Annotated in this window: 24 protein-coding genes; 15 read left to right on the top strand and 9 right to left on the bottom strand. The window is 69.1% G+C overall.

Going from position 1 to position 23,533, the window contains the following annotated elements; all coding sequences use genetic code 11:
* The first annotated feature begins 104 nt into the window (after positions 1–104).
* From G528_RS0115195 to G528_RS0115165, 7 genes are read left to right on the top strand one after another with little or no spacing between them, the layout of a single operon-like run.
* A complete protein-coding gene (locus tag G528_RS0115195; RefSeq protein WP_026919702.1) occupies positions 105–1,202 on the top strand; it encodes an acyl-CoA dehydrogenase family protein in 1,098 nt (365 codons plus the stop codon).
* Positions 1,193–2,359, top strand: coding sequence for an acyl-CoA dehydrogenase family protein (locus G528_RS0115190; protein WP_026919701.1), 1,167 nt, complete (start codon positions 1,193–1,195; stop codon positions 2,357–2,359). The genes G528_RS0115195 and G528_RS0115190 overlap by 10 nt, the downstream gene beginning before the upstream one ends.
* A gap of 5 nt (positions 2,360–2,364) precedes the next feature.
* On the top strand, positions 2,365–3,420 hold the full coding sequence (locus G528_RS0115185) for a bifunctional MaoC family dehydratase N-terminal/OB-fold nucleic acid binding domain-containing protein (RefSeq protein ID WP_026919700.1): 1,056 nt from the start codon (positions 2,365–2,367) through the stop codon (positions 3,418–3,420).
* Entirely contained in the window at positions 3,417–3,836 is a 420-nt protein-coding gene (locus G528_RS18570) for a MaoC family dehydratase (RefSeq protein WP_026919699.1), read from the top strand. Before G528_RS0115185 ends, G528_RS18570 begins: the two co-directional genes overlap by 4 nt.
* Positions 3,833–5,011 carry a lipid-transfer protein gene (locus tag G528_RS0115175; protein ID WP_026919698.1) on the top strand — a complete coding sequence of 393 codons (1,179 nt, stop codon included), beginning with the start codon at positions 3,833–3,835 and terminating at the stop codon, positions 5,009–5,011. The genes G528_RS18570 and G528_RS0115175 overlap by 4 nt, the downstream gene beginning before the upstream one ends.
* A 37-nt stretch (positions 5,012–5,048) precedes the next feature.
* Positions 5,049–6,665 (top strand): AMP-binding protein, encoded by a 1,617-nt coding sequence (locus G528_RS0115170; RefSeq protein ID WP_026919697.1) that lies wholly within the window; start codon positions 5,049–5,051, stop codon positions 6,663–6,665.
* A complete protein-coding gene (locus tag G528_RS0115165) occupies positions 6,662–6,922 on the top strand; it encodes a hypothetical protein (protein WP_156890477.1) in 261 nt (86 codons plus the stop codon). Before G528_RS0115170 ends, G528_RS0115165 begins: the two co-directional genes overlap by 4 nt.
* A 68-nt stretch (positions 6,923–6,990) precedes the next feature.
* Here G528_RS0115165 and G528_RS0115160 read toward each other — a convergent pair whose 3' ends face one another.
* Positions 6,991–8,688, bottom strand: coding sequence for an ATP-binding cassette domain-containing protein (locus tag G528_RS0115160; protein WP_051198882.1), 1,698 nt, complete (start codon positions 8,686–8,688; stop codon positions 6,991–6,993).
* A 62-nt stretch (positions 8,689–8,750) separates the two neighbouring features.
* The gene (locus G528_RS17825) at positions 8,751–10,370 is read right to left on the bottom strand and encodes an MFS transporter (protein WP_051198881.1); all 1,620 of its coding nucleotides are present in this window, start codon (positions 10,368–10,370) and stop codon (positions 8,751–8,753) included.
* 83 nt (positions 10,371–10,453) lie between these two features.
* Between G528_RS17825 and G528_RS18565 the strand changes: the two genes are divergently transcribed.
* Entirely contained in the window at positions 10,454–10,594 is a 141-nt protein-coding gene (locus G528_RS18565; protein WP_156890476.1) for a hypothetical protein, read from the top strand.
* A gap of 23 nt (positions 10,595–10,617) precedes the next feature.
* Here G528_RS18565 and G528_RS0115145 read toward each other — a convergent pair whose 3' ends face one another.
* From G528_RS0115145 to G528_RS0115130, 4 genes are all read right to left on the bottom strand, one after another.
* Complete coding sequence (locus G528_RS0115145; RefSeq protein ID WP_026919694.1) at positions 10,618–11,049, bottom strand: DUF6918 family protein; 432 nt, start codon at positions 11,047–11,049, stop codon at positions 10,618–10,620.
* Between the two features lie 14 nt (positions 11,050–11,063).
* The gene (locus G528_RS0115140) at positions 11,064–11,924 is read right to left on the bottom strand and encodes a MaoC/PaaZ C-terminal domain-containing protein (RefSeq protein WP_026919693.1); all 861 of its coding nucleotides are present in this window, start codon (positions 11,922–11,924) and stop codon (positions 11,064–11,066) included.
* Positions 11,925–11,928: 4 nt separating this feature from the next.
* Entirely contained in the window at positions 11,929–13,656 is a 1,728-nt protein-coding gene (gene kstD, locus G528_RS17820; RefSeq protein WP_051198880.1) for a 3-oxosteroid 1-dehydrogenase, read from the bottom strand.
* 116 nt (positions 13,657–13,772) lie between these two features.
* Positions 13,773–14,684, bottom strand: coding sequence for a cytochrome c oxidase assembly protein (locus tag G528_RS0115130; protein WP_051198879.1), 912 nt, complete (start codon positions 14,682–14,684; stop codon positions 13,773–13,775).
* Between the two features lie 173 nt (positions 14,685–14,857).
* On the opposite strand from G528_RS0115130, the gene G528_RS17815 reads away from it, so the two are divergent.
* The 3 genes from G528_RS17815 (at position 14,858) to G528_RS0115115 (ending at position 17,547) form a co-directional block, all read left to right on the top strand.
* A complete protein-coding gene (locus tag G528_RS17815) occupies positions 14,858–16,207 on the top strand; it encodes an LCP family protein (RefSeq protein WP_084638258.1) in 1,350 nt (449 codons plus the stop codon).
* A gap of 135 nt (positions 16,208–16,342) precedes the next feature.
* Complete coding sequence (locus tag G528_RS0115120; protein WP_026919691.1) at positions 16,343–16,960, top strand: ClpP family protease; 618 nt, start codon at positions 16,343–16,345, stop codon at positions 16,958–16,960.
* A complete protein-coding gene (locus G528_RS0115115; protein WP_026919690.1) occupies positions 16,957–17,547 on the top strand; it encodes a ClpP family protease in 591 nt (196 codons plus the stop codon). The genes G528_RS0115120 and G528_RS0115115 overlap by 4 nt, the downstream gene beginning before the upstream one ends.
* On the opposite strand, the gene G528_RS0115110 is transcribed toward G528_RS0115115, so the two are convergent.
* The 3 genes from G528_RS0115110 to G528_RS0115100 all read right to left on the bottom strand — a co-directional run bounded on the left by G528_RS0115110 (position 17,544) and on the right by G528_RS0115100 (position 19,483).
* Entirely contained in the window at positions 17,544–17,849 is a 306-nt protein-coding gene (locus G528_RS0115110) for a helix-turn-helix domain-containing protein (protein WP_026919689.1), read from the bottom strand. The genes G528_RS0115115 and G528_RS0115110 overlap by 4 nt on opposite strands.
* A 69-nt stretch (positions 17,850–17,918) precedes the next feature.
* Positions 17,919–18,317, bottom strand: coding sequence for a hypothetical protein (locus G528_RS0115105; protein WP_026919688.1), 399 nt, complete (start codon positions 18,315–18,317; stop codon positions 17,919–17,921).
* Entirely contained in the window at positions 18,317–19,483 is a 1,167-nt protein-coding gene (locus tag G528_RS0115100) for a 3-ketosteroid-9-alpha-monooxygenase, oxygenase component (protein ID WP_035720255.1), read from the bottom strand. The genes G528_RS0115105 and G528_RS0115100 overlap by 1 nt, the downstream gene beginning before the upstream one ends.
* A 119-nt stretch (positions 19,484–19,602) precedes the next feature.
* Between G528_RS0115100 and hsaA the strand changes: the two genes are divergently transcribed.
* From hsaA to G528_RS0115080, 4 genes are read left to right on the top strand one after another with little or no spacing between them, the layout of a single operon-like run.
* Complete coding sequence (gene hsaA / locus G528_RS0115095) at positions 19,603–20,787, top strand: 3-hydroxy-9,10-secoandrosta-1,3,5(10)-triene-9,17-dione monooxygenase oxygenase subunit (RefSeq protein ID WP_026919686.1); 1,185 nt, start codon at positions 19,603–19,605, stop codon at positions 20,785–20,787.
* Between the two features lie 33 nt (positions 20,788–20,820).
* Positions 20,821–21,738 (top strand): iron-dependent extradiol dioxygenase HsaC, encoded by a 918-nt coding sequence (gene hsaC / locus G528_RS0115090; RefSeq protein WP_026919685.1) that lies wholly within the window; start codon positions 20,821–20,823, stop codon positions 21,736–21,738.
* A 6-nt stretch (positions 21,739–21,744) separates the two neighbouring features.
* A complete protein-coding gene (gene hsaB, locus G528_RS0115085; RefSeq protein WP_026919684.1) occupies positions 21,745–22,320 on the top strand; it encodes a 3-hydroxy-9,10-secoandrosta-1,3,5(10)-triene-9,17-dione monooxygenase reductase subunit in 576 nt (191 codons plus the stop codon).
* The gene (locus tag G528_RS0115080) at positions 22,311–23,525 is read left to right on the top strand and encodes a hypothetical protein (RefSeq protein ID WP_051198878.1); all 1,215 of its coding nucleotides are present in this window, start codon (positions 22,311–22,313) and stop codon (positions 23,523–23,525) included. Before hsaB ends, G528_RS0115080 begins: the two co-directional genes overlap by 10 nt.
* The last annotated feature ends 8 nt before the right edge of the window (positions 23,526–23,533 follow it).

The raw sequence follows: 23,533 nt of genomic DNA, 5'->3' as shown, positions 1-23,533 counted from the left end.
CAGATTCTGCGATGAATTCGCTGTATATCGACACATTGTGACTGCGGTCTCGCCCCAACTGATATAAATAGAACAAGTTCTAATACTGCTGGAGGAGGAGCCGGGTGGATTTCACCCTGGAGCCCACCGCAGCTGCAGTCCGCGACGTCGCCGACGACGTGATGCGCCGACTGCAGCCGGACTGGGAGAGCACGTTCGCCGACACCGTCGGAGGATTCGACCACGACGCCTGGGCGGCGCTCGCGGCCTCGGGCGTGACGGTCCTGCCGTTGCCCGAATCGGTGGGCGGTGACGACCAGCGCCTCGACGCGCTGGCGCCGCTGCTGCACCGCGCCGGTCACGAGGCGGTCGTCGCACCCCTGATCGGGACGCTCGTCTCGGGTCTACTGCTCGCCGACGCCCCCGCGGCGACCGACCACGCCCGCGCCCTCACCGAGGGCGGCTGGCACGCCGTCGCGATCGGCGAATCGGGTCGCGCGCTCGGCCAGACGCCGACGACCGCCCTCACCCTCGTCGACGACGGCATCCGGATCGACGGGGTCAAGACCGGTGTCCTGGCCGCCGACGGCGCCGCCGGCATCGTCGTGGTCGCCGACGGCGGCGTGGCGTTCGTGCCGACCGACGCGCCCGGAATGCGCATCGAGCGGACCACGAGCTCGTCCGGATGGGGTGAGTACACGGTGACCCTCGACGGGGTGACGGTTCCGCGCTCGTCGCTCCTCGCCGACGACCCGCACGCGGCGATCGACGCCTACCGCGCCGCGGTGGCCGCCTACGCCGACGGACTGGTGGCGGGGGCCGTCAAACGCACCGCCGACCACGTCTCGACCCGTGAGCAGTTCGGTCGGCCGATCGCCTCGTTCCAGGCCGTCGGCCAACAGCTCGCCGACATCTACGTCGTCTCGCGGACCATGAACCTCGTCGCGACCACCGCCGCGTGGGAGCTCGCAGACGGCAGGGACGCCGCCGAAGACCTGGCCACGGCCATGTACTGGGTGGCCGCCGAACTGCCCGCGACCATGCGCACCATGACGCACCTGCACGGCGGGATCGGCGTCGACGTGACCTACCCGCTGCACCGGTACTTCTCCCTCGCGAAGGACCTCGCGAGGCTCACCGGCGGCGCCCACCGCGCCCTCGGCGTCCTCGCCGACCTGACCGCACCGACCGGAACGACAGGAGGGGACGCCGCATGTTCATAGCGTTGACCGACGAGCAGATCGCGTTGCGGAACGAGCTGCGCGCATACTTCTCCGGACTCGTGACCCCCGACGAAGAACGGACCATGCGCACCGAGCGGCACGGGGCCGCCTACCGCGCCGTCGTGTCCCGCATGGGTGCCGACGACCGTCTCGGCGTCGGATGGCCGACGGAGTTCGGCGGCAAGGGATTCGGCGAGATCGAACAGCAGATCTTCACCAACGAGGCGGTGCGCGCCGACGTTCCGCTCCCGTCGGTGACGCTCCAGACCGTCGGGCCCACCCTGCAGCGGTACGGGACCCAGGAGCAGAAGGACTTCTTCCTCCCCAAGATCCTCACCGGCGACGTCCACTTCGCCATCGGCTACACCGAACCCGATGCGGGCACCGACCTCGCCTCGCTGACGACCCGCGCGGTCCTCGACGAGTCGACCGGCGAGTACGTGATCAACGGCCAGAAGATCTTCACCACCGGCGGGCACGACGCCGACTACATCTGGCTCGCCTGCCGGACCGATCCCGACGCGCCGAAGCACAAGGGCATCTCGATCCTCATCGTCGACACCGACGATCCGGGGTTCACCTGGACGCCGATCATCACCGCCGACGGCGCCCACCACGTCAACGCGACGTACTACAACGACGTCCGCGTGCCCGTCTCGATGCGGGTCGGCGACGAGGGCGACGGATGGAAGCTCATCACCACGCAGCTCAACCACGAGCGGGTGATGCTCGGACCGTCCGGCCGCATCGGCGGCCTCGCCGACCGGGTGCGCGACTGGGCCAAGGACGCCCGTTTCGACGACGCCCCGGTCATCGAACAGCCGGAGGTGCGCAGACTGATCGCGACGATCAGCGCCTACGAGCGGCTCAACGAACTGCTCAACTGGCAGGTCGCGTCGACCGGGGAGATCTCGATGGCCGACGCCGCCGCGACCAAGGTGTTCTCCACCGAGCGGCTCCAGTCCGTGTACCGGATGATCGACGACGTCGTCGCCCAGTTCGGCGACCTCTCCGCGTCGGAGACCGCGGAGTTCGCGGACTGGCTCGACATGCAGGCCAAACGCAACGCCGTCATCACCTTCGGCGGCGGCGTCAACGAGGTGATGCGCGACATGATCGGCACGGCGGGTCTCGGCCTGCCCAGGCAGAAGAGGTAGGCGACATGACGGTGACACCCTCTTCGACACCCGAGCAGATCCGCGCGGCAGCCGATGCGATCGCGGCCCGCGGTGCCAGTGCTCCCCGCCGCGGCCGGGACCCGATCAACCAGCCCATGATCAACAACTGGTGCGAGGCGATGGGCGACGCCAACCCGATCTACGTCGACGACGACGCGGCGCGGGCGGCCGGTCACCCCGGGGTGGTCGCACCGCCGGCGATGGCACAGGTGTGGACGATGCGCGGACTGCACGGCGTCCGCACCGACGACGACCCGCTGGGGCTGGCCACCGAACTGTTCGACGACGCCGGATACACGTCCGTCGTCGCCACCAACTGCGACACCGTGTACCACCGGTACACCCGTCCCGGCGAGGAGGTGACCATCACCTCCGAGCTCATCGACGTCGTCGGGCCCAAACAGACGGCACTCGGCGAGGGCTGGTTCTTCACCACCCGCAACACGTGGCGCGCGGGTGCGGGCACCGCGGACGACGACGTGGTCGCCGAGATGGACTTCCGCATCCTCAAGTTCCGTCCCGCGGCGAGCACGTCGTCGGACGTCGACGACGGCGGAGCCGACGAGACCCCGGTGTACGAGGGACTCGACCCGACCCGCCTCATCCGTCCCACCCGGTCGCGCGACACCGCCTTCTTCTGGGACGGCGTGGCCGCGCACGAACTGCGGATCCAGCGGCTGCCCGACGGCACGCTGCGCCATCCGCCGATCCCCGCGACCTGGACCGAACGCGACGCCGACGGCACGTACGCGGACACCGACTACACGGTCGCCGCGGGCACCGGCACCGTCTACAGCTACGTCGTCCACCACGCGCCGCGCGTCCCCGGCCGGGAACTGCCGTTCGTGGTGGCGCTGGTGGAACTCGACGAAGGCGTCCGCATGCTCGGGCAGCTGCGCGGCGTCGACCCCGACCGGGTCGCCGTCGGCATGCCGGTGGAGGTGGAGTTCCTCGACTTCGCCGACGACCCCGACGGTTCCGATCCGGGTGGCGAGCCGTGGACCCTGTACGCGTGGCGAGCGAAGGAGGATCGGCGATGACCGGCGGCACCGCAGCAGCGCACGCGATCGAGGTGGGGCAGAGCCTGCCCCCGCTCACGATCGACGCCACCCCGACGTTCGTGGTCGCGACCGCATTGGCCACCCGCGACTTCCAGGACGTCCACCACGACCGCGACCTCGCACAGCAGAAGGGGTCGAAGGACATCTTCGTCAACATCCTGACCGACACCGGTCTGGTGGAGCGGTTCGTCACCGACTGGGCGGGGCCCGCGGCGCGCATCGGGGCGATCACCCTCAAACTGGGCGTGCCCTGGTACGCCTACGACACGCTGACCTTCACCGGTGAGGTCACCGAGGTGTCCGGCTCGCGGGCGACCGTCGCGGTCACCGGCACGAACTCGCTCGGCAAGCACGTGATCTCGACGGTCACCCTGACACTCGAGGAGGCGCGATGAGCGACCGCACCCTGTCCGGGAAGGCCGCGATCGCCGGGATCGGGGCGACGGAATTCTCCAAGGACTCCGGTCGCAGCGAACTGCGGCTCGCCGCCGAAGCCGTCAACGCCGCCCTCGCCGACGCGGGCCTGACGGCCACCGACGTCGACGGCCTGGTGACCTTCACGATGGACACCAACATGGAGATCGCCGTCGCGCGCGCCGTCGGGATCCCGCAGCTCACGTACTTCTCGCGGATCCACTACGGCGGCGGCGCCGCATGCTCCACGGTGCAACAGGCGGCGATGGCCGTCGCCACCGGCGTCTGCGACGTCGCGGTGGCCTACCGGGCGTTCAACGAACGGTCGGGAAACCGATTCGGCCAGGTGAACGCGGCGGTCGCCAACCAGGAGAACTCATCGGGCACCGACAACGCCTTCTCGTACCCGCACGGGTTGTCGACGCCGGCCGCCTTCGTGGCGATGGTGGCCCGCCGCTACATGCACGAGTACGGCGCCACCAGTGAAGACTTCGGGCGCATCGCCGTCGTCGACCGTAAGCACGCGGCGACGAACCCGAACGCCTTCTTCTACGGCAAACCGATCACGCTCGAGGACCACCAGGCCTCGCGGTTCATCGCCGAGCCGCTGCATCTGCTCGACTGCTGCCAGGAGTCCGACGGCGGTGTCGCCATCGTCGTCGTCTCACCCGAGCGGGCCAAGGACCTCAAACAGAAGCCCGTGACGATCGCCGGTGCGGCGTCGGGCAGCGGCAGCGACCAGTTCATCATGACCAGCTACTACCGGGAGGCGTTACCGGAGCTGGAGGAGATGGGCCTGGTCGGCGAGCAGTTGTTCGCGCAGTCGGGGCTCACCCCGGACGACATCGACACCGCTGTCCTCTACGACCACTTCACCCCGTACACCCTGATCCAGCTCGAGGAGCTCGGCTTCTGCGGCCGGGGCGAGGCCAAGGACTTCGTCCGCGAGCCGGGGGCCCTCGAAGTCGGGGGACGACTGCCGTTGAACACCCACGGCGGTCAACTGGGCGAGGCGTACATCCACGGGATGAACGGCATCGCCGAAACGGTGCGGCAACTGCGCGGCACCTCCGTCAACCAGGTCGACGGCGCACAGCGCGCCCTCGTCACCGCAGGCACCGGTGTCCCGACGTCCGGTCTGATCCTTACCGTCTGAGTCCGCTCGGCTCACCCCACATGAGGAGTCACAAAAGATGAAGTTCAACCTCGCAGACGTCTTCGAGACCGTCGCCGACGCCGTGCCGGAACGCGTCGTCCTCAGCTACGAGGGGCGCGGCTACACCTACGCGGAGCTCGACGCGCTCACCAACCAGGTGGCGCACATGTTCGTCCGTCACGGACTCGGCCTCGACGACAACGTGTCGCTGTTCCTCAAGAACAGCGTCGAGCACGTCACCAGCCTGATCGGCCTCATCAAGGTCCGGTCGGCGCCGGTGAACGTGAACTACCGGTACACCGATCCGGAGCTGGAGTACATCTTCGACAACTCCGACTCCAAGGCGATCATCGTCGAGCTGCCCGAACATCAGCGCAGCGTCGCACGTCTGATGCCCGGTCTGCCGGAGCTGCGGACGGTCTTCGTGATCGGCGACATCGTCGACGAGCTCACCGCGGCGGCGGACGACACCGACGGACGCGTCAGCGTCGTCGACTTCGCCGAGCACACGCAGGAATCGCCCAAGCGGGACTTCGAGGAGCGGACCGGCGACGAGCTGTACCTGCTCTACACCGGTGGGACCACGGGCTACCCCAAGGGCGTCATGTGGCGTCACGACGACTTCTTCCGCAAGCCGATCTCGGGCGGCAACCCGTACGGCGAGCCGCGCAAGGACCTCGAGGACCTGGCGAACGAGGTGAAGAACTTCCCGTCGCTGGCGTTCCTCATCGCCGCGCCGCTCATGCACGGTGCGGCGTCGTACTCGCTGTTCACCTTCCTCTCACTGGGCGGTCGACTCATTCTGGAGCGCGACTTCGACGCCGAGAAGATCGTGCGCAACATCGGCCGCGACCAGACGCAGATCATCCTGATCGTCGGCGACGCGATGGGCATCCCGCTGGCGGAGCAGATGGAGAAGCAGAAGGACACCGCCGACCTGTCGTCGCTGTTCTCGATCGCCTCGGGCGGCGCCATCTGGAGCCAGAGCGTGCGCGACCGTCTCGTCGCGGTGAAGCCGGAACTGCTGCTGCGCGACAATTTCGGCGCCTCGGAGTCGGGCAACGACGGTGAGATCGTCCTCGACGAGAACGGCAACCTCAAGGTGCCGGTGTCCGAGCGGATGATGGTTGTCGACGAGAAGTTCCGTCGCATCACCACGCCGAACGAGGTCGGGCACATCGCGCGCGTCGGCAACATCCCGCTCGGCTACTACAAGGATCCGGAGAAGACGGCTCGGACGTTCCCGGTCATGGAGGACGGCACCCGCATCTCGGTCCTCGGCGACATGGGCTATGTGACCGACGACGACCACATCGTCTTCCTCGGTCGCGGCAGTCAGTGCATCAACACCGGCGGTGAGAAGGTCTACGCCGAGGAGGTCGAGGCCGCGCTGCACGGGCACCCGGCGATCGCCGACGCGCTCGTCGTCCCGGTCCCCGACGCGAAGTACGGGCAGAGCGTCGGTGCGGTCGCCGCACTCAACGACGGTGCGGACGAGCCTTCGCTGGAGGACATTCAGGAGCACTGCCGCAAGACGCTGGCCGGCTACAAGGTGCCGCGGTCGATCGTCTACGTCGACGAAGTGAAGCGCACGCCGGCGGGCAAGGCCGACTACAAGTGGGCGAAGACCGCCGCGGTACCGTCCCCGGTGTGATTCTCGTCCGCACCCGTCTCGTCCCGACCGTCGCGGTGTGTGCCGCGCTGCTGACGGCCTGCGGTGGCGCAGCCGACGATTCGGCGGCGCCGTCGGGAGCCCCGTCTTCGGCCGTCCAGTCTTCGACCGTCCAGTCGCCGGGCGCGGTCGACCGCTATCTGTCGACGCTGCGCGACGCCGGGGTCGGCCTCGACCGAGACGCGGCGATCGCGGAGGGACGTCGGGTCTGTGCCGAGGCGTTCTGCCCCATCTCGTGAATTGTGCCGTATTCCGTGACCCGAATCGGGTCACGGAATACGGCACAGGGCTTCTGCGGGGCCGGGTGTCAACGCGGCACCTCCGGGAGACGGTGCAGTCGGCCCGCGGCGTCGAGGGCGACGACGGTGTCGATGCCGATCCCGTCGAGGAACCGGTGGTCGTGGCTCACCACGATGAGTGCCCCGCGGTACGCGTTGAGCGCTTCGGTGAGGTGCTCGACGCTCGAGACGTCCAGGTCGTTGGTCGGCTCGTCGAGGATCAGGAGCGCGGCGGGCGGTTCGGCGAACAGCAGCGTGGCCAACGATGCGCGGAAGCGCTCGCCGCCGGAGAGCTCGGCGACGGGCCGGTCCACGGAGTCGCCGCGCAGCAGGAGCCGGGCGAGCCGGTTGCGGATGTCGCCGGGGTCGGCGTCGGGTGCGGCGGCGCGCACGTTCTCCAACGCACTGGCCGCGTCGTCGAGTGCGTCGAGCCGCTGTGGCAGGTAGCCGACACGGTCGGTGAACAGACGGCCGCCCGGACGGTCCGCGGTGGCCGGGATCCCGGCGCGGAGCCGGGCCAGCAGGGTCGACTTCCCCGCGCCGTTCGGGCCGATCAGCGCGAGCCGCTGCGGACCCTGGAGCACGATGCGAGGGGTGCTCGGCTCGTCGGACCGTCCGGCAGCGGCGTGTTCGGCGGCGGGTTGGTCGGCGGCGGCGAGTTCGGCGATCCGGCGGCGACTGGGGACACCGGGGTCCGGCAGGTCGACGCTGATGTGATCGTCGTCGCGGACCCGGGCGTCGGCGGCGTCCACCGCGGCCTGGGCCTCGCCGACCTTCCGGTCGTGTGTCGCCCGGAGCTGCGCGGCCGACCCCTGGGCTTTCTCGGCCCGCCGCCCGGCCAGCACGGCGGGAATGCCGCCGTCGCGCGCGGTGCGCCGGGCGGTGCGCGCCCGACGGGCCAGGGTGGTCTCGGCGGTGACGCGCCGACGCTTCTGCGCGACGAGAGCCTGCTGCGCGGAGGTCGCCGCAGCCATCGCGGCCCGCTGCTCGCGCTCGACGTGCTCGCGCCACCGCCCGTACGGCCCGCCGAACGTCTCGAGCCGACCCCGGTGCAGCTCCGCGGTGTGGTCCAGGGTGTCGAGCAGATCGAGGTCGTGGCTGACGACGATGAGCGTTCCCGGCCACTCGTCGATGAGCGCCGCCACCCGCGCGCGGGCGTCCCGGTCGAGGTTGTTCGTCGGCTCGTCGAGCAGGGTGATCGCGTGGCGGCGCAGATGGAGTCCGGCGACGGCCACGATCATCGCCTCGCCGCCGGAGAGTCCGGTGACCGGGGAGTCGAGCGGCCTGCCGGTCAGCCCGGCGCGGTCGAGGGTCGCCGTGGCGCGGGCTTCGATGTCCCAGTCGTCGCCGACGGTCTCGAAGTGCCGTTCGTCGGTCGCCCCGCCTTCGATGGCCCGCAGGGCGGCGACGGTGTCGCCGACGCCGAGCAGATCGGCGACCGTCGCGGCGGGCCTGCGGGTGACGTCCTGGCGGAGCCGGCCGACGTCGCCGGTCACCACGATGCGACCCGATGCGGGTGCGAGGTCGCCGGCGACGAGGCGCAGCAGCGTCGACTTCCCCGAACCGTTGCGGCCGACCAGACCGGTCCGGCCGACGCCGAACGACGCGGTGACGCCGTCGAGGACGGCGGTCCCGTCGGGCCAGGCGAAGTGCACGTTCTGCAGGACGACGGCGGCGCGGCCGTCGGGCGGCTCGTGGGATGAGAGGTGCTCAGAAGAAGATGACATGGTGACTCGCTTCGGCGTCGATGGGCAGCGGCGATGCGGGTCAGATGTTCACGGCCGTCACGCTACCCGGCCGTCGGCTCCGGGTCATCCGGTTTTCCGTCGGCGGGGATGACCTCGCGCGGGGAGTACCACGCGAGGAACAGCGCACCGGCCATGAGGATGGAGCCCAGCACCAGGCAGGCGGACTGGAGCGGTTCCAGGAAGGCCGCGTGAGCGCCCGCCGTGATCTGCTCGCCGAGGGGTGCGGCGTCCGCGGGCAGCGCGTCGACCACCTCCACGGCCCCGGCGAGCGAACTGGACACCGCGTCGGCGGCCCGGTCGGCCAGACTCGGGTCCACGGCGGTGAGCTGATCGCGGGTGACGTCGACGGTGGGGCCGATGCGGTCGGCGTATCCGGCGGCCAGGATGCTGCCGGCGAGGGCGATGCCGATGGCCGCACCGAGTTCGCGGGCGGTGTCGTTGACCGCCGACCCGATGCCCTGGTTGTCCAGGGGCGTGTTCGACATGATCGCCGTCGTGGACGGCGCGGTCGCCAGACCGATGCCGACGGCGCAGACACCGAGCATGATGCCGAGCTTCCAGTACACGTCGGCGTCGACGATGCCGATCGCCAGGACGCCCGCCGCGGCGATCGCGATGCCGGCGCCGAGGACGATGCGCAGCGAATGGAAGCGGACGGCCACCCAGTTGCCGATCATCGCGAACACGCCGACGCCGACGACCATCGGGAACAGGGCGAGTGCGGAGGTCAGGGCCGAGTATCCGTATACGAGCTGGAGTTGCAGGAGCAGCAGGTAGAAGACGCCGAAGCTGGCGAGGAACTGCAGGGCCACCGACAGCGACCCGGCCGAGAACGCACGGTTGGTGAACAGGCGCACGTCCAGGAGGGGAGAGGTCCGGTGCTTCTCGACCAGGATGAAGACGGCGACGAGCACCACGCCGCCGATGAGACAGACGAGGATGAGCGGATCGGTCCAGCCGCGTTGCGGGGCCTCGAGCAGTCCGAAGACGACGGCGGCGATGGCGATCACGGAGGTCGCCGAGCCGATGACGTCGAACGAGCCGGGTGCGGCGTCCTTGGAGTTCCCGATGGTGAGGACCAGGATCAGGGTGGCGGCCGAGGAGGCGGCGAAGGTGACGAACACCGAGTGCCAGGAGAAGAACTCGAGCAGGACGCCGGTGACGAAGAACCCCATGATGGCTCCCGCGCCGGCGACGCCGGCCCAGATGCTGATGGCGAGCGGACGGCGTTCCCGCGGGACGCCCGCGGAGATCAGCGAGAGGGTCGACGGCATGATCAGGGCGGCGCCGGCTCCCGCGACGAACCGGGTGATGATGAGCTGCAGGGAGGTGTCGACCCAGACGGCGGCCAGTGAGGCGACGCCGAACACGATGAGCCCGGCGATGAGGACGGGCTTGCGCCCGAGACGGTCGCCGATGGCGCCTGCGGGCAGCAGCAGTGCTGCGAGGACGAGGGTGTAGCCGTCGATGATCCAGGTCATCTCGCCGGTGTCGGCGCCGACCGATTTGGCGATGTCGGGCAGTGCGGTGTTGAGGGCGGCCATCGCGGCGACGACGAGGCTGACCGCGAGGCAGGAGACGAGGATCAGCCAGCCGGTCCGAAACGATTCCGAGGAGGGTGGCGTTCCGCGGTCGCGGAGTGAACGTGCACCGACACGCATCGTCAGATCATCGCCTTCTAATGTAACTTGTGCCACAGTGGTCACACGGGCAACAGGTCGCCGCCGACTGAAAGTTGATCATCATGGCTTCGAACCACCTTGCTTCGCCGTCCACCACCCAACTCCGATCCGGCCGCGCCGTCCTCTGGCGTGCGCTGGCCCTCGTCGCCGTCATCGCCGCAGTGCTGACGGTCCTGCTCCTGATCGCCACCAGCGCGGTCTGACCCGTCGGAGCCGCGCCGCTCGGTCAGCGGGCATGCTTCTCGATCACGTCGCCCACCGGGCCGAGAGCCTCGACGACATACCCCTTGGCCTTGCCGCGCAGGCTCGAGTACGCCTTCGTGAGCACCGCGGGTGCCGACTCGGTCTGCGCGTCGGTCACCGCCAGCAGCGCCTCGGCCGCACCGTCGCCGTTCGCGCGCAGATGCTCGCCGAACGACGTCCCCGCGGGCAGGTCGTCCCAGTACGGCGACAGTGCCGTCAAGAAGTCGGGGAGCAGTGCATTCGTCGCCCCCGCGACGACACCGGGCTTGAACTTCTGCGCCGCACCGTAGGCGGTCTTGACTGCGGCGCCCGACAGGCCGGACTGCCGCTTCACCTCCGCATCGATGACGTCGGCGAGATCCGAAGTCAGGGCTTCGCGATCGGCGTCGAGCAGGTGCAGGAGAGAGGCGGCCATGCCGGTCCTTTCGGTCAGGATCTGATGAACACGACGTTGCTCAGGGCCGGTGCGTCGTCGCGGTCGACGACGGTGGTGGTCACGAGCAGTCGGTCGCCATCCTCCCAGGCGCGCACCGCGAGGGTCTCACCGGGGAAGACGACCCCGGCGAAACTGACTCCGTAGTCGGCCACCGCGGCCACGTCACCGGAGAAGATCTCATCGACCACCGCGCGACAGACGCTGCCGTAGGTGCACAGTCCGTGCAGGATGGGGCGAGGAAAACCCGCGCCCTCGGCGAACGACGGGCTGCTGTGCAGTGGATTCCGGTCCCCGCACAGGCGGTACAGGAGGGCCTGCTGCGGCAGTGTCGGGACGGCGAGCTCGTGATCCGGTGCGCGATCGGGGATCTCGACGCGCGTCGAGGCCCCGCGTTCGCCGCCGAAGCCGCCCTCGCCCTTGGCGAAGATCGACGAGCGGGCCGTCCACAGCGGATCACCCGCGTCGTCGACGGTGACCGACTCCTGGATGACGACCGCCGCGGACCCCTTGTCCTGGACCTCGGCGATCCGCGTCCTGGTGGTCGCGGTGCCCGCCGCCGGCAGCGGCCGGTGCACGCGCACCTGCTGGGCGCCGTGGACGACCTTCGCCAGATCGATGTCGACGCCGGGGAACTCCACCTTCGGCGGTTCGGCGGCGTGGAAGGTCGCGGCGACCGTCGCGAACGACGGCAGCACCTTGGGGGCCACATCGTCGACGTACTCGAGTCCGACGGTGTTCATCGGGTCGGCCGCGCCGCCGACGGCGAGGTTGTACAGCGCCACCTCTCGCGGGGTCCACGAGAACGTGGTCTCGCCGAGGTCGGCGCCGACGGCGACTGAGGGATCGATGGGCATGGTGTCAGGCTCCCGCGTGCGTGGTGTCGGAGGACGAGTCGTCGGCGGCGGGCGGTCCGGTCGGCGCGTCGGCCTTGGCCTTGGCGTCGAGGGCGGCGAGGTAGCCGAAGACCATGGCCGGTCCGATGGTGGCGCCGGGGCCCGCGTAGGTGTGGCCCATCACCGGCGCGCTGGTGTTGCCGGAGGCGTACAGGCCGTCGATCGGGGTGCCGTCGGCGCGCAGGACGCGGCCGACGACGTCGGTGTCGACACCGCCCTTGGTGCCCAGGTCGCCCGGGACCATCTTGACCGCGTAGAACGGAGCCTTGTCGACGACGCCGAGGCTCGGGTTCGGCTTGTTGGTGATGTCGCCGTAGTAGTGGTCGTACGAGCTGTCGCCGCGGTGGAAGTCGGCGTCGGTGCCGCTGCGGGCGAAGCCGTTGAACCGCTCGGTCGTCGACGTCAGCGCATCGGCGGGCAGCCCGGTCTTCTCGGCGAGCTCGGCCAGCGATCCGGCCTTCACGACGACCCCCGACTTGAGCCAGCTCTTCGGCAGCGGCTGACGGGCGGTGACACCGGCGAACAGATAGCGGTTGCGGCACCGCTGGTCGAAGATCAGCCACGCCGGGATGTTCTCGCCCGGGCCCTCGCCCTGACCGAATTCACCGCCGTACATGTGGTGGACGGCCTCGACGTAGGGGAGCGACTCGTTCATGAACCGCTCACCGCGGGTGTTGACGATGAAGGTGCCGGGCACCGAACGCTCCGAGAGCGCGAACCACGGTCCCTTGGGCAGCGGGATGGTCGGTCCCCACCAGGCGTCGTCCATGAGCGAGGTCGACGCGCCGGCCTCGATCGCCGCATTGATGCCGTCGCCGGTGTTCGACGGTGCGCCGGTGGTCCAGTCGCTGCCGATCGGGGCGCGCTGGTACCGGGCGCGCATCTCGGCGTTGTGCTCGAAGCCGCCGGTGCCCAGGATCACGCCGTGTCGGGCGCGCAGCTCGACGGGACCGTCTCCGGTGTCGACGGTCACGCCCGTGACGCGACCGTCGTCGGTGAGCAGACCGGTGAGCGGGGTGTTGAGGCGGATGTCGACGCCGGCGTCGCGGCAGCCGAGCATGAGCTCGGCGGCCAGGGCCGCGCCCATCGCGATCATCTTCTTGCCGCGGGCGCGAGCCCAGAAGAAGCGCAGGGCCACCTTGGCCATGCGGAGCGGTCCGCGCCAGTGGCGGAGGCCGGTGTTGAGCCACCGGTAGTCGGACTGGAGGACCACCATGTTGAGGGGGGCCTTGGTGTACTGCGGGTGCAGGGTCTCCAGGTCGTCGCCGAGGCGGCGGGCGTCGAAGGGCCGCGGCTCCACGGAGCGTCCCATCGCGCGGCCGCCGGGTGCCTCGGGGTAGTAGTCCGAGTACCCCTTGACCCATTCGAGGTCGAGCGGCGCGTGCGCCATCAGATAGTCGAGCGCCTCGGGGCCGCGATCGAGGTAGGTGTCGATGCGGTCGGCGGGCGCGTGGTCGCCGATGATGGCGTGCGCGTAGCGGCGCGCCTCCTCCGGGGTGTCCTCGACGCCGTCGCGGCGCAGGATCGAGTTGTTCGGAATCCAGACGCCGCCGCCCGACCGCGAGGTGGATCCGCCCCAGTAGGGCGACTTCTCCACGAGGACGGTCCGGAGTCCCTGAGTGGCGGCGGTCAGCGCGGCGGCCAGGCCTGCTCCGCCGGCACCGACGACGACGACGTCGAATTCCTCGCTCATTGACTTCCCTTCGGGTCGGCGCGGCACGGGCGCGCACAGAAATAGAACACGTTTCAGTACACGATAAACTAGAACGCGTTCTCTCCGATAGGGGAGGCGGTCTCAGTCGCGGGGAATCAGCGACGGAACCGGTCCGCCAGCTGCGGATCGTCGAGGAACCACGGTCGGCCGGGGTCGGCGGCGGGCGTTCCGTCGACGTCGGGATCGTCCGGATCGACGGCCGCCGGGGCGGCGACGTCGGTCCGATCGTCGTCCGCGCGCAGCCGCGTGAACAGCAACATCAGGAAGGGCAGCCCCAACACGTCGCCGAGGATCCAGATGACACCGGCGCCGATGGTCTGGTCGAGACGGGCCGACGGTCCCCAGTCCCGCAGTCCGGCCTGCTCTGCGACGGCGCCGATGACGCCGCCCTGCCACAGGACCACACCGAGGACGCCGTCGCACAGGGTCTCCGCCGTCGCGATCAGCAGCGACAGGGCGGAATGCCGATGCCGCGGCACCGGGTCGATCTGCAGTCGCGTGTAGAAGTAGACGGCCCCGACGGCGACGATGATGATGCGCGTCACCGCATCGCCCGCCGCGGACTCGAGGACCGCCGGATACCAGGGCGTCAAGAACAGCAGCCACGGCAGCGCCAGCATCGCGGCCGACGTCGGCAGCGGTGAGAGCGCCGCCCGCACCGCTCGGTTGCGGGCCAGGCGCAGCAGTCGGCGCAGGGCGGGCCGATGCGATGCGATCACCGAGACCGGTCGGCCGACGGCGAGCAGGAATGCCGAGACCAGTGCCAGCAGCACGTAGTCGAGGCCGCGAACCCAGAACAGGGTGTCGCTGTAGACGGCGATGAATCCGTTCGACGCGTACCACCAGACGCCGCAACCGGCCACGAACAGGACGCGCGAGACCGCGCCGATCCCGCTCGCGCGGGCCGCCAGGAGGTAGCCGACGGTGATCGCGCCGATGACGACGGTGGTCAGCGGGTCGATCTGCCAGGAGGACAATGCGGTCGAGACGGTCAGTTCAGGTGCCACACCGGCGATGGTCGCATTGATGCCGATGAGAGTCCACCCGGCTGAACAGGGCGTATGAGCGTATCGCGGGCCGGTCGTCCGCGGCGGCTAAGACTCCTCTAAGTTGCGGCGGGGACACTGTCGGTTCGGGGTGGTCGGCAGGTGACGGTCGGGGGTTCGAGGAAGGAGCGCGGATGTCGCGTGAAGGCAGCGGACATCGTCGGCGCCCGACCGCCGGACAGGTCGCCCGCCATCGGGCGGCCGCCGGGGAGTACGTGCCGCGATGGGAGCTCGCCGAACCGCCGACCCCGACTCCCTCCTCCCGTCGACCCGCCCGCCGGCGACCCGATCGGTCGCGTCGCCGGTCGCCCGCCCTCATCGCGGCGCGCGTCGGCGCCGTCGTCGTCACCTGCGTCCTGATCGTCGTCACGGGCGTCGCATGGCTCGAGACCGACCGCCTCGTGTCGGGTTTCACCTCGTCGGGAGCATTGGGCGCCGACACGCCGCGTTCGAGCGGCGGCGCCGAGAACATCCTGCTCATCGGTCTGGACACCCGCAAGGATCTCGACGGGGACGATCTGCCCGCCGAAGTGCTCCGGCAACTGCACGCGGGTGACTCCAGTGTCGGCGGATACAACACCAACACGCTGATCCTCGTGCACGTGCCCGCCGACCGGAAGAACATCGTCGCCTTCTCGATCCCCCGTGACGATCTGGTCGACGTCGACGGCCTCGACGTCTCGAAGGCGAAGATCAAGGAGGCGTACGGGCGCAAGAAGGCTATGGTGACCGACCGGCTGATGGCCGAGGGTGTCACCGACCGCAAGGAGTTGGAGTCCCGCGGCCGCGAGGCGGGGCGCGCGCAGACCATCGAGACGGTGCGGAACCTGACCGGGGTGCCGATCGACCGCTTCGCCGAGGTGAGCCTGGGCGGCTTCTACGATCTGTCGAAGGCTCTCGGCGGCGTCACGGTGTGCCTCAAGCATGCGGTGTCCGACAGTTTCTCGGGCGCGAAGTTCCGGGCCGGAGAGCAGAAGCTGAACGCCCGGCAGTCGTTGGCCTTCGTCCGGCAGCGGCACGGCCTTCAGAACGGCGACCTCGACCGGACGCACCGTCAGCAGGCGTTCATGCTGTCGGCGCTCGGCCAGCTCAAGGAGGCGGGGACGTTCACCGATCTCGGGAAGATCAACGACCTGGTCGACGCCGCGCAGCGCAACGTCGTCCTCTCCGAGGGGTGGGACCTCGTCCGGTGGGCTCAGGAGATGGGGACCGTGCCCGGTCAGCGGATCACCTTCTCGACGCTCCCGGTGCTCCGGTACGGGATGTTCGACGGGCAGGACGTCAACATCATCGACCCCGAGGCGATCCGCGACAGGGTGCAGCGGGCGTTCGGCGTCAAGACCGGTCGCTCGGCGGCCTCATCGCGGTCGTCGTCGGCGCGGCCGACCGCACCGCGTTCCGCGCCGAGCGATTCGGCCGGCACGCCGCCGCCCGACGCCGGCACCACGGTCGTCAGCGGCAGCGACGTGCCCTGCGTCAACTGACAGCGTCAACCGACAGCGTCGACCCGGTCCGCACCGGGGCGGATCGACGAGCCCGCGGTGTTCGCGCTGCCGGAGGCAGATCCGCCCCCGGCAGATCGGGAAGCGTCGGCGACATCGCGGCCGCACCATGTGCATATGACAGAGAACTCACCAACTCGATTCACGCGAGATGACCGACAGGACCTGTACCGCCGACGGGTGGTGGTGCTCGATGGTCCCTTGGACGATGACAACGGAACACTTCTGGCGACGCAGGTTCTCGAGCTGGCGGCGGTGGACCACGACTCCGACATCTCGCTGTGGATTCACTCGCCCGGAGGGTCTGTGCCCGCCATGCTCGCAATTCGGGATGTCATGAGGGTTGTGCCGTGCGATGTGTCGACATTGGCGCTCGGCCTCGCCTGCAGCGCCGGCCAGTTCCTGCTCTCGGCGGGCGCGAAGGGAAAGCGGAGGGCGCTGCCGCATGCACGCATCCTCATGCATCAGGGGTCTGCCGGGATCGGCGGAACGGCTGCCGACGTCGAACTGCAAGCCGATGATCTGCGCTACACGCGAGACACCGTCCTCGGAATCACCGCGCAGGACACCGGACAGTCGCCCGAGCGGATCTTCACCGACTCGTTGCGTGATCGGTGGTACTCGGTCCCCGAGGCCATCGACTACGGCTTCATCGACGGTGTGGCTGACGACTTCGCCGACATCGTCCCGACCACCGTTCGCGCCGGATTCGGACGAACCGAGGAGCAGAGATGAGCTCGTACACGATCCCGTCGGTGGTGGAGGAGACCCGAACCGGAGAGCGCGTGACCGACGTCTACTCGCATCTGTTGTCGAATCGGATCATCTACCTCGGCACCTCGATCGACGCGGGGGTGGCGAACGCGATGGTCGCCCAACTGCTGTACCTCGAAGCGGACAGTCCCGATGCCGACATCGACCTCTATATCAATTGCGAGGGCGGGGACCCCGAGGCGATGCTCGGCGTGTACGACACCATGCAGTTCATTCGGCCCACCGTGGCCACGACGTGCATCGGTGAAGCGGTGTCGGTCGGTGCGGTTCTGCTGGCGGCCGGTTCTCCCGGGCGTCGGTCGGCGACCGCTCACTCTCGAATCGTGCTTCACCAGCCCGCAGCCGAAGGGCGAGGGACGATTCCCGACCTCATCATCCAGGCGGACGAATTGGTTCGAGTGCGTAGCGATATGGAGGCGATCCTGGAGCGACACACCGGGCGACCCCAGTCGTCGGTTCGAGCTGACACCGATCACACCAGGGTGTTCACGGCTGCGGAGGCCATCGACTACGGGCTGATCGACCGTATCGTCGAACCGCGGTCCTAGGCTGCCGACGCCAGCGCGATCGGACGTTCGTCGGGGCGCGTGGAGGTTGGGTTGCGAAGCCGTTCGCCGGCCGCGATGACGACATCGCCGACAGGCGTGTCCAGCGCCCCCGCGACGGCTTCGACGATTTCGCTCGACGGGTCCTTCCGGCCTCGTTCGATCTCCGAGAGGTACTGCGAGGACACACCGGCGCGTGCGGCGACGTCGGCGAGACGTTCGCCGCGGTTGCGGCGGAGTGTGCGCAGATGCGCGCCCAGTTCCTCTCTGAAGAGGTTCGACGACAGAAATGACACGCGAGCCATGACTTCAGATTAGGCGGGGGTCACTCTCCGAGCACCCCGTTCTGCTGTCGGCGGATCGACGAGCCCGCGTCACCAGTAGCCGTCGGGATCCTCGTCGGGCGATTCGCGGGGGACCATGCCTTCGGCGACGGCGTGATCGATGCTCGCCGAGAGGCGGGGGCACGTCGGCAGGAGTGCCGGGTTGCCGCCCTCGGAGCGGATCTCCGCGATCTCACTGCACTGGGCGAGGGCGGCGTCGTTCCACTGGACGCTCGTGTGGTGGGCGCTGGTCTTCTTGACCATCACGCGGGCGTGGCAGGTGCGGCACTCCACCTCGCTCAGACCGCCGGACAGGTAGTGTCGACGGTCGCGCGCGGTGGCGTGGGCGATGGCTTCCAGGCGGGCCGGGTCGCCGGTGTAGTCCGGTGCCTTGGCCCACCCCGATCCGCGGACGACGTCGCCGTCGGACCGCTCGTGCGCGTCGGCCATCAGACCCCGGCGTTCTCGGCGGCCGACTCCTGCGCAGCCTTCTCCTCCGCCTGGATGCGCAGGTTCTCCTCGATCTCGATGTTCCAGTTCTCGAGTGCCTTCGCCGTGTCGATCTCGTACTCGAAGCGGCCCGTCATCTCCTCGGTGACGTCGTCGACGTCGACGTAGAACTGCTCGTACCAGCGTCGCAGCTGGTAGACGGGGCCGTCCTCCTCCACGAGGAGCGGATTGTCGATCCGGGTCTTGTGCTTCCAGATCTCGACGTCCTGCATGAAGCCGATCTCGATGCCCTCGGTGATCTTCTTCGCCATCTTGTCGGCCTGCTCGGGGCTCAACCCCTCGGGGACCTTCGCCATGACGCCGAACATGAGGACGAAGGAGTTCGAGTCGATGGGGTAGTGGCAGTTGGTGAGGATGGTCTCGACCGCGTACTCGCCGTAGTACTGGACCATCGGGTTCAGCATGTAGGACGGGCCGTAGTAGGCGGCGATCGACTCGAGTCGGGTGTCGCCGTAGGCGCTGGAGATGCCGACGTCGGGGCGGCCGTGCGAGTTCATGTACTGCGCGGCGGTCTCGCCCTCGAAGACGTTCTTGAAATAGTCGGGCAGGGCGTAGTGCACGTAGAAGAAGTGCGCCATGTCGACGACGTTGTCGATGATCTCACGGCAGTTGGAGCCCTCGATGACCAGCTTGTTCCACGTCCACGCGGTCCACTCGTCGCTGCCGAACTCGGCGAGCTCGGGGATGATGACGTCCTCGGGCGGCGGGTTGCCCTCGGGGTCGTTGTAGATGAAGGCCTGACCGTTGCGGATCATGGTCGGCCACGCGCGGGTCTTGGCGAGCTTCGGATTGCGCTTGGCGTAGGGCACGCCGGCGCACCGGCCCTTGCCGTTCCACTGCCACCCGTGGAACGGGCAGGCGATGTTGTCGCCGCGCAGTTTGCCCTGGCTCAGGTCGGCGCCCATGTGGCGGCAGAACGCGTCGAGCACCTTGATGTCGCCGTTCGAGTCGGCCCACACGACGAGTTTGGTGCCGAAGATCTCCAGCGAGTGGGGTTTGCCGTCGCGGTACTCGTCGACGAGTCCGATGCAGTGCCAACCGCGCGCGAAGCGGGTGGGCGGGGTTCCGGTGTCGATCTCGCGGATGCCGCTGTCGGGTGCAGTCATCTTCCTCGCTCCTCCTGTCGGGTCTGTTGGATCAATAGTAGAACACGTTTCAAAACAGAATGAGAACGTGTTCTAATATTGGTGACAGTCGAGCCAAGACATCGAACAGGAGTGACCACATGGCAGCACAGCGGAGCGAAGCCGCACAGCAGGTTTTGGACAAGATCGACGCATTGCTGCCGGATCTCGCCCAGCGCGCACAATCGACAGAGGACGCACGTCGCATCCCCGCCGAGGTCGCCGACATGCTGCGGGACGCCGGCTTCTTCAAGCTTCTGCAGCCCGCGCAGTGGGGCGGCTACGAAACCGACCCGGTGACCTTCTACGAGGCCGTCCGCCGACTCGGCACGGCCTGCGGATCGACCGGATGGGTCGCCGGCATCGTCGGCGTCCACAACTGGCACCTCGCGCTGTTCACCCAGCAGGCGCAGGAAGACGTCTGGGGCGACGACCCGAACACCCGCATCTCGTCGTCGTACGCCCCGATGGGCATGGGCGAGGTCGTCGACGGCGGATACAAGGTCAACGGCTCCTGGGCCTGGTCCTCCGGCTGCGACATCGCCGACTGGGTGGTCGTCGGCGGACCCGTCATCAAGGACGGCAAGCCGGTCGACTTCGTCAGCTACCTGATCCCGCGCGGCGACTACACCATCAAGGACGTCTGGAACGTCGTCGGCCTGCGCGGCACCGGCTCCAACACCATCGAGGTCAAGGACGCTTTCGTCCCGACCCACCGGATGCTGAGCTTCCGCACCATGAGCATGGGGCAGGCGCCCGGCCTGGAGCAGAACACCGCGCCCGTCTACAAGATGCCGTGGGGCACCATCCACCCGTCGACCATCTCGACCCCGATCGTCGGCATGGCCTACGGCGCCTACGCCGCACACGTCGAGCACCAGGGCAAGCGCGTCCGCGCCGCCTACGCCGGCGAGAAGGCCAAGGACGACCCGTTCGCCAAGGTCCGCATCGCGCAGGCCGCCAGCGACATCGACGCCGCATGGCGTCAGCTGTCGGGCAACCTCCAGGCCGAGTACGACCTCATCGTCGCCGGCGAGGAGGTCCCGATGGAACTGCGCCTGGCCGCCCGCCGCGACCAGGTCCGCGCCACCGGCCGCGCCATCGACTCCATCGACCTGCTGTTCGAGAACTCCGGCGCGCACGCACTGGAGAACGGCACGCCGATCCAGCGGTTCTGGCGTGACGCCCACGCCGGCCGGGTGCACGCCGCCAACGACCCCGAGCGCGCCTACCAGGCGTTCGGCAACGGCGAGTTCGGCATCCCCATCGGCGACACGATGGTCTGATCCGCCCCACCCTCACGCGAACAGGAAGCAGATATGACTGAAGCGCCGAGCCCCATCCGCTCCCTCGGGTACATGCGGATCGACGCCACCGACATGGACGCGTGGCGCGAGTACGGGTTGAAGGTCCTCGGGATGGTGGAGGGGTCGGGGAACGTTCCCGGCGCCCTCTACCTCCGGATGGACGACTTCCCGGCTCGCCTCGTGATCGTCCCGTCAGACCGCGACCATCTGGCCTGCTCGGGCTGGGAGTGCGCGAACGCCGCGGGTCTGCAGGAGGTCCGCGACCGGCTGACCGCGGCCGGTGTGGAGTTCCGCGAGGGCACCGCCGAGGAGATCGCCGACCGTCGCGTCGACGAACTCGTCGTCTTCGCCGACCCCGACGGCAACGTGCTCGAGGCCTTCCACGGAGCGGCCCTGCAGCATCGGCGCGTCGTGAGCCCTTACGGACATCGGTTCGTCACCGGTGAACAGGGGCTCGGGCACGTCGTCCTCACGACGTCCGACGACGCCCGGTCGCTGGCGTTCTACCGCGACGTCCTGGGTTTCCGGCTCCGCGACTCGATGCGGTTGCCGCCGCAGATGGTCGGGCGCCCCGAGGACGGCGATCCGGCGTGGCTGCGGTTCTTCGGCTGCAACCCGCGGCATCACTCACTGGCGTTCCTGCCGATGCCGAACAGCACCGGCATCGTCCACCTCATGGTGGAGGTCGAGCACTCCGACGACGTCGGCCTGTGCCACGACCGGGCGCTGCGCAAGAAGGTCCCGATGTCGGCGACGCTCGGCCGGCACGTCAACGACCTGATGCTGTCGTTCTACATGAAGACGCCCGGCGGTTTCGACATCGAGTTCGGGTGCGAGGGCCGTCAGGTGGACGACGACGAGTGGATCGCGCGCGAGTCGACGGCCGTGAGCCTGTGGGGCCACGACTTCTCGATCGGGTTCAAGGGCTGATCGGCGATGGCATCGCTCGCACCGTATGGGACCTCGGACTTCGACTCCCGCCAGTTCCGGACCGCGATGGGCCAGTTCTGCACGGGCGTCACCGTGATCACGACGCTGAGCGACGAGGGCGCCCCGGTGGGCTTCGCCTGCCAGTCGTTCGCGGCGCTGTCGCTCGATCCGCCGCTGGTCGTGTTCTGTCCGATGAAGACGTCGCGGACCTGGCCGGTCATCGAAGCGCACGGCAAGTTCTGCGTCAACGTCCTCTCGAACCGGCAGCAGGATGTCAGCGCGACGTTCGGTGCGCCGGGGGCCGACAAGTTCAAGTCGATCTCATGGGATCCGTCGCCGGCCGGGCTGCCGGTGCTGCGGCACAGCCTCACCTGGGTGGAGTGTGAGGTTCAGCAGGTCGTCGAGGGCGGCGACCACTGGATCGTCATCGGGAAGGCCCTCACCCTCGGCGAGGTGTTGCAGGACAAGCCGCTGCTGTTCTACCGGGGCGGCTATCTGTCGACCGAGAATCCGCGGGTGACTCCGGCGCGCGCCGAACTCGACAACTTCCTGACGTGGAACGGCGAGGACACGTGGCTGTGACCGGGGGCGACTCGGCGGCCGCGGGCACGCCGTCGGCCGTCACCCGCCCGTTCACCGAGGCGATCGAGGCCGCCGAGGCCCTGATCGCCTCGGCCGAGTTCATCGAGACCGACGCCGATCTGGCCGAGGGACTCGACTATCTGGCGGGCGGGATCTCCTCGATCCTGCAGTTGGCCCGGGCCCACGATCCGCGTCACCCGTACTTCGTGACGTCCACCGGGCCGTACTCGAAGATGGGCCTGGACAATCCGGACACGATCTACTACCACGCGACCGTCGACGCCGCCGGCACCTACGTGGTGCGCGGGGTCCGCGGGACGACGGCGGACCTGAGCTTCCAGGTGCTGCGGGGCGATTACACGCCCACCGACGTGCCCGGCGGCGACGACGCCTTCGACGACCGGCGCATCCCGATCGCCGACGACGGGTCGTTCGAGATCACCTTCGGGCCCGCGGACGGCGCCACTGGTGGGGACGACTACTTCGTCCTCGGCGAGGGGGCGTCGATGCTCGCGGTCCGCGAGGTGTACGGCGACTGGGGGGCGCAGCGCGGACGGGTGACGATCGAGCGGACCGACACCGTCGGCACCGCACCGGTGGAGCCGGGGTCGGAGCGGATCGCCAAGCGGTACGCGATCGCCGGGAAGATGCTCCTGGCGCGCGTCCACACGTGGTTCAACTTCCCCAAGTGGTTCTACCTCGACGAACCGGTCAACACCTTCACGGCGCCGCGCACCACGCCGGGCGGACTGTCGACTCAGTACTCGTCCGTGGGGCATTTCGATCTGCCTCCGGGGCGGTCGATGGTCGTCACCGTCCCGAAGTCCGACGCCCCCTACCAGGGGTTTCAGCTCGGCAGCATGTGGTACATCTCGCTGGACTATGTGAACCGTCAGACGTCGCTGAACTCGGCGCAGGCGCAGGTGGATCCCGACGGCATGATCCGCATGGTGATCTCCGCGACCGATCCGGGCGTCGCCAACTGGATCGAGACGACCGGTCGCCGCCGCGGCATCCTGCAGTTCCGCTGGCAGCGCACCGACGGGCCGATCGGAGTGGACCTCGGGCCCGTCGCCGAGGTGGTCGACGACGCCGACGTGCGCTCGCGACTGCCGTTCGCCGACGTCAACGCCATCGATGCCGACGGATGGGCGGCGCGGATCGCCGATCGACAGCGGGCGTTCGCGCAGCGAATGCTCGGGTGAGGAGAGAC

Source organism: Gordonia shandongensis DSM 45094 (assembly GCF_000423025.1).
Taxonomy (GTDB): domain Bacteria; phylum Actinomycetota; class Actinomycetes; order Mycobacteriales; family Mycobacteriaceae; genus Gordonia; species Gordonia shandongensis.
The sequence above is the reverse complement of the archived record's forward strand: the minus strand, read 5'-3'. Positions and strand labels throughout refer to the sequence as shown.

Excerpts from the sequence above, each read along its gene's own strand:
- G528_RS0115190 (WP_026919701.1), top strand. The coding sequence starts at position 1,193 with ATGTTCATAGCGTTGACCGACGAGCAGATCGCGTTGCGGAACGAGCTG.
- G528_RS0115185 (WP_026919700.1), top strand. The coding sequence starts at position 2,365 with ATGACGGTGACACCCTCTTCGACACCCGAGCAGATCCGCGCGGCAGCC.
- G528_RS18570 (WP_026919699.1), top strand. The coding sequence starts at position 3,417 with ATGACCGGCGGCACCGCAGCAGCGCACGCGATCGAGGTGGGGCAGAGC.
- G528_RS0115175 (WP_026919698.1), top strand. The coding sequence starts at position 3,833 with ATGAGCGACCGCACCCTGTCCGGGAAGGCCGCGATCGCCGGGATCGGG.
- G528_RS0115170 (WP_026919697.1), top strand. The coding sequence starts at position 5,049 with ATGAAGTTCAACCTCGCAGACGTCTTCGAGACCGTCGCCGACGCCGTG.
- G528_RS0115160 (WP_051198882.1), bottom strand. The coding sequence starts at position 8,688 with ATGTCATCTTCTTCTGAGCACCTCTCATCCCACGAGCCGCCCGACGGC.
- G528_RS17825 (WP_051198881.1), bottom strand. The coding sequence starts at position 10,370 with ATGCGTGTCGGTGCACGTTCACTCCGCGACCGCGGAACGCCACCCTCC.
- G528_RS18565 (WP_156890476.1), top strand. The coding sequence starts at position 10,454 with ATGGCTTCGAACCACCTTGCTTCGCCGTCCACCACCCAACTCCGATCC.
- G528_RS0115145 (WP_026919694.1), bottom strand. The coding sequence starts at position 11,049 with ATGGCCGCCTCTCTCCTGCACCTGCTCGACGCCGATCGCGAAGCCCTG.
- G528_RS0115140 (WP_026919693.1), bottom strand. The coding sequence starts at position 11,924 with ATGCCCATCGATCCCTCAGTCGCCGTCGGCGCCGACCTCGGCGAGACC.
- kstD (WP_051198880.1), bottom strand. The coding sequence starts at position 13,656 with ATGAGCGAGGAATTCGACGTCGTCGTCGTCGGTGCCGGCGGAGCAGGC.
- G528_RS17815 (WP_084638258.1), top strand. The coding sequence starts at position 14,858 with ATGTCGCGTGAAGGCAGCGGACATCGTCGGCGCCCGACCGCCGGACAG.
- G528_RS0115120 (WP_026919691.1), top strand. The coding sequence starts at position 16,343 with ATGACAGAGAACTCACCAACTCGATTCACGCGAGATGACCGACAGGAC.
- G528_RS0115115 (WP_026919690.1), top strand. The coding sequence starts at position 16,957 with ATGAGCTCGTACACGATCCCGTCGGTGGTGGAGGAGACCCGAACCGGA.
- G528_RS0115110 (WP_026919689.1), bottom strand. The coding sequence starts at position 17,849 with ATGGCTCGCGTGTCATTTCTGTCGTCGAACCTCTTCAGAGAGGAACTG.
- G528_RS0115105 (WP_026919688.1), bottom strand. The coding sequence starts at position 18,317 with ATGGCCGACGCGCACGAGCGGTCCGACGGCGACGTCGTCCGCGGATCG.
- G528_RS0115100 (WP_035720255.1), bottom strand. The coding sequence starts at position 19,483 with ATGACTGCACCCGACAGCGGCATCCGCGAGATCGACACCGGAACCCCG.
- hsaA (WP_026919686.1), top strand. The coding sequence starts at position 19,603 with ATGGCAGCACAGCGGAGCGAAGCCGCACAGCAGGTTTTGGACAAGATC.
- hsaC (WP_026919685.1), top strand. The coding sequence starts at position 20,821 with ATGACTGAAGCGCCGAGCCCCATCCGCTCCCTCGGGTACATGCGGATC.
- hsaB (WP_026919684.1), top strand. The coding sequence starts at position 21,745 with ATGGCATCGCTCGCACCGTATGGGACCTCGGACTTCGACTCCCGCCAG.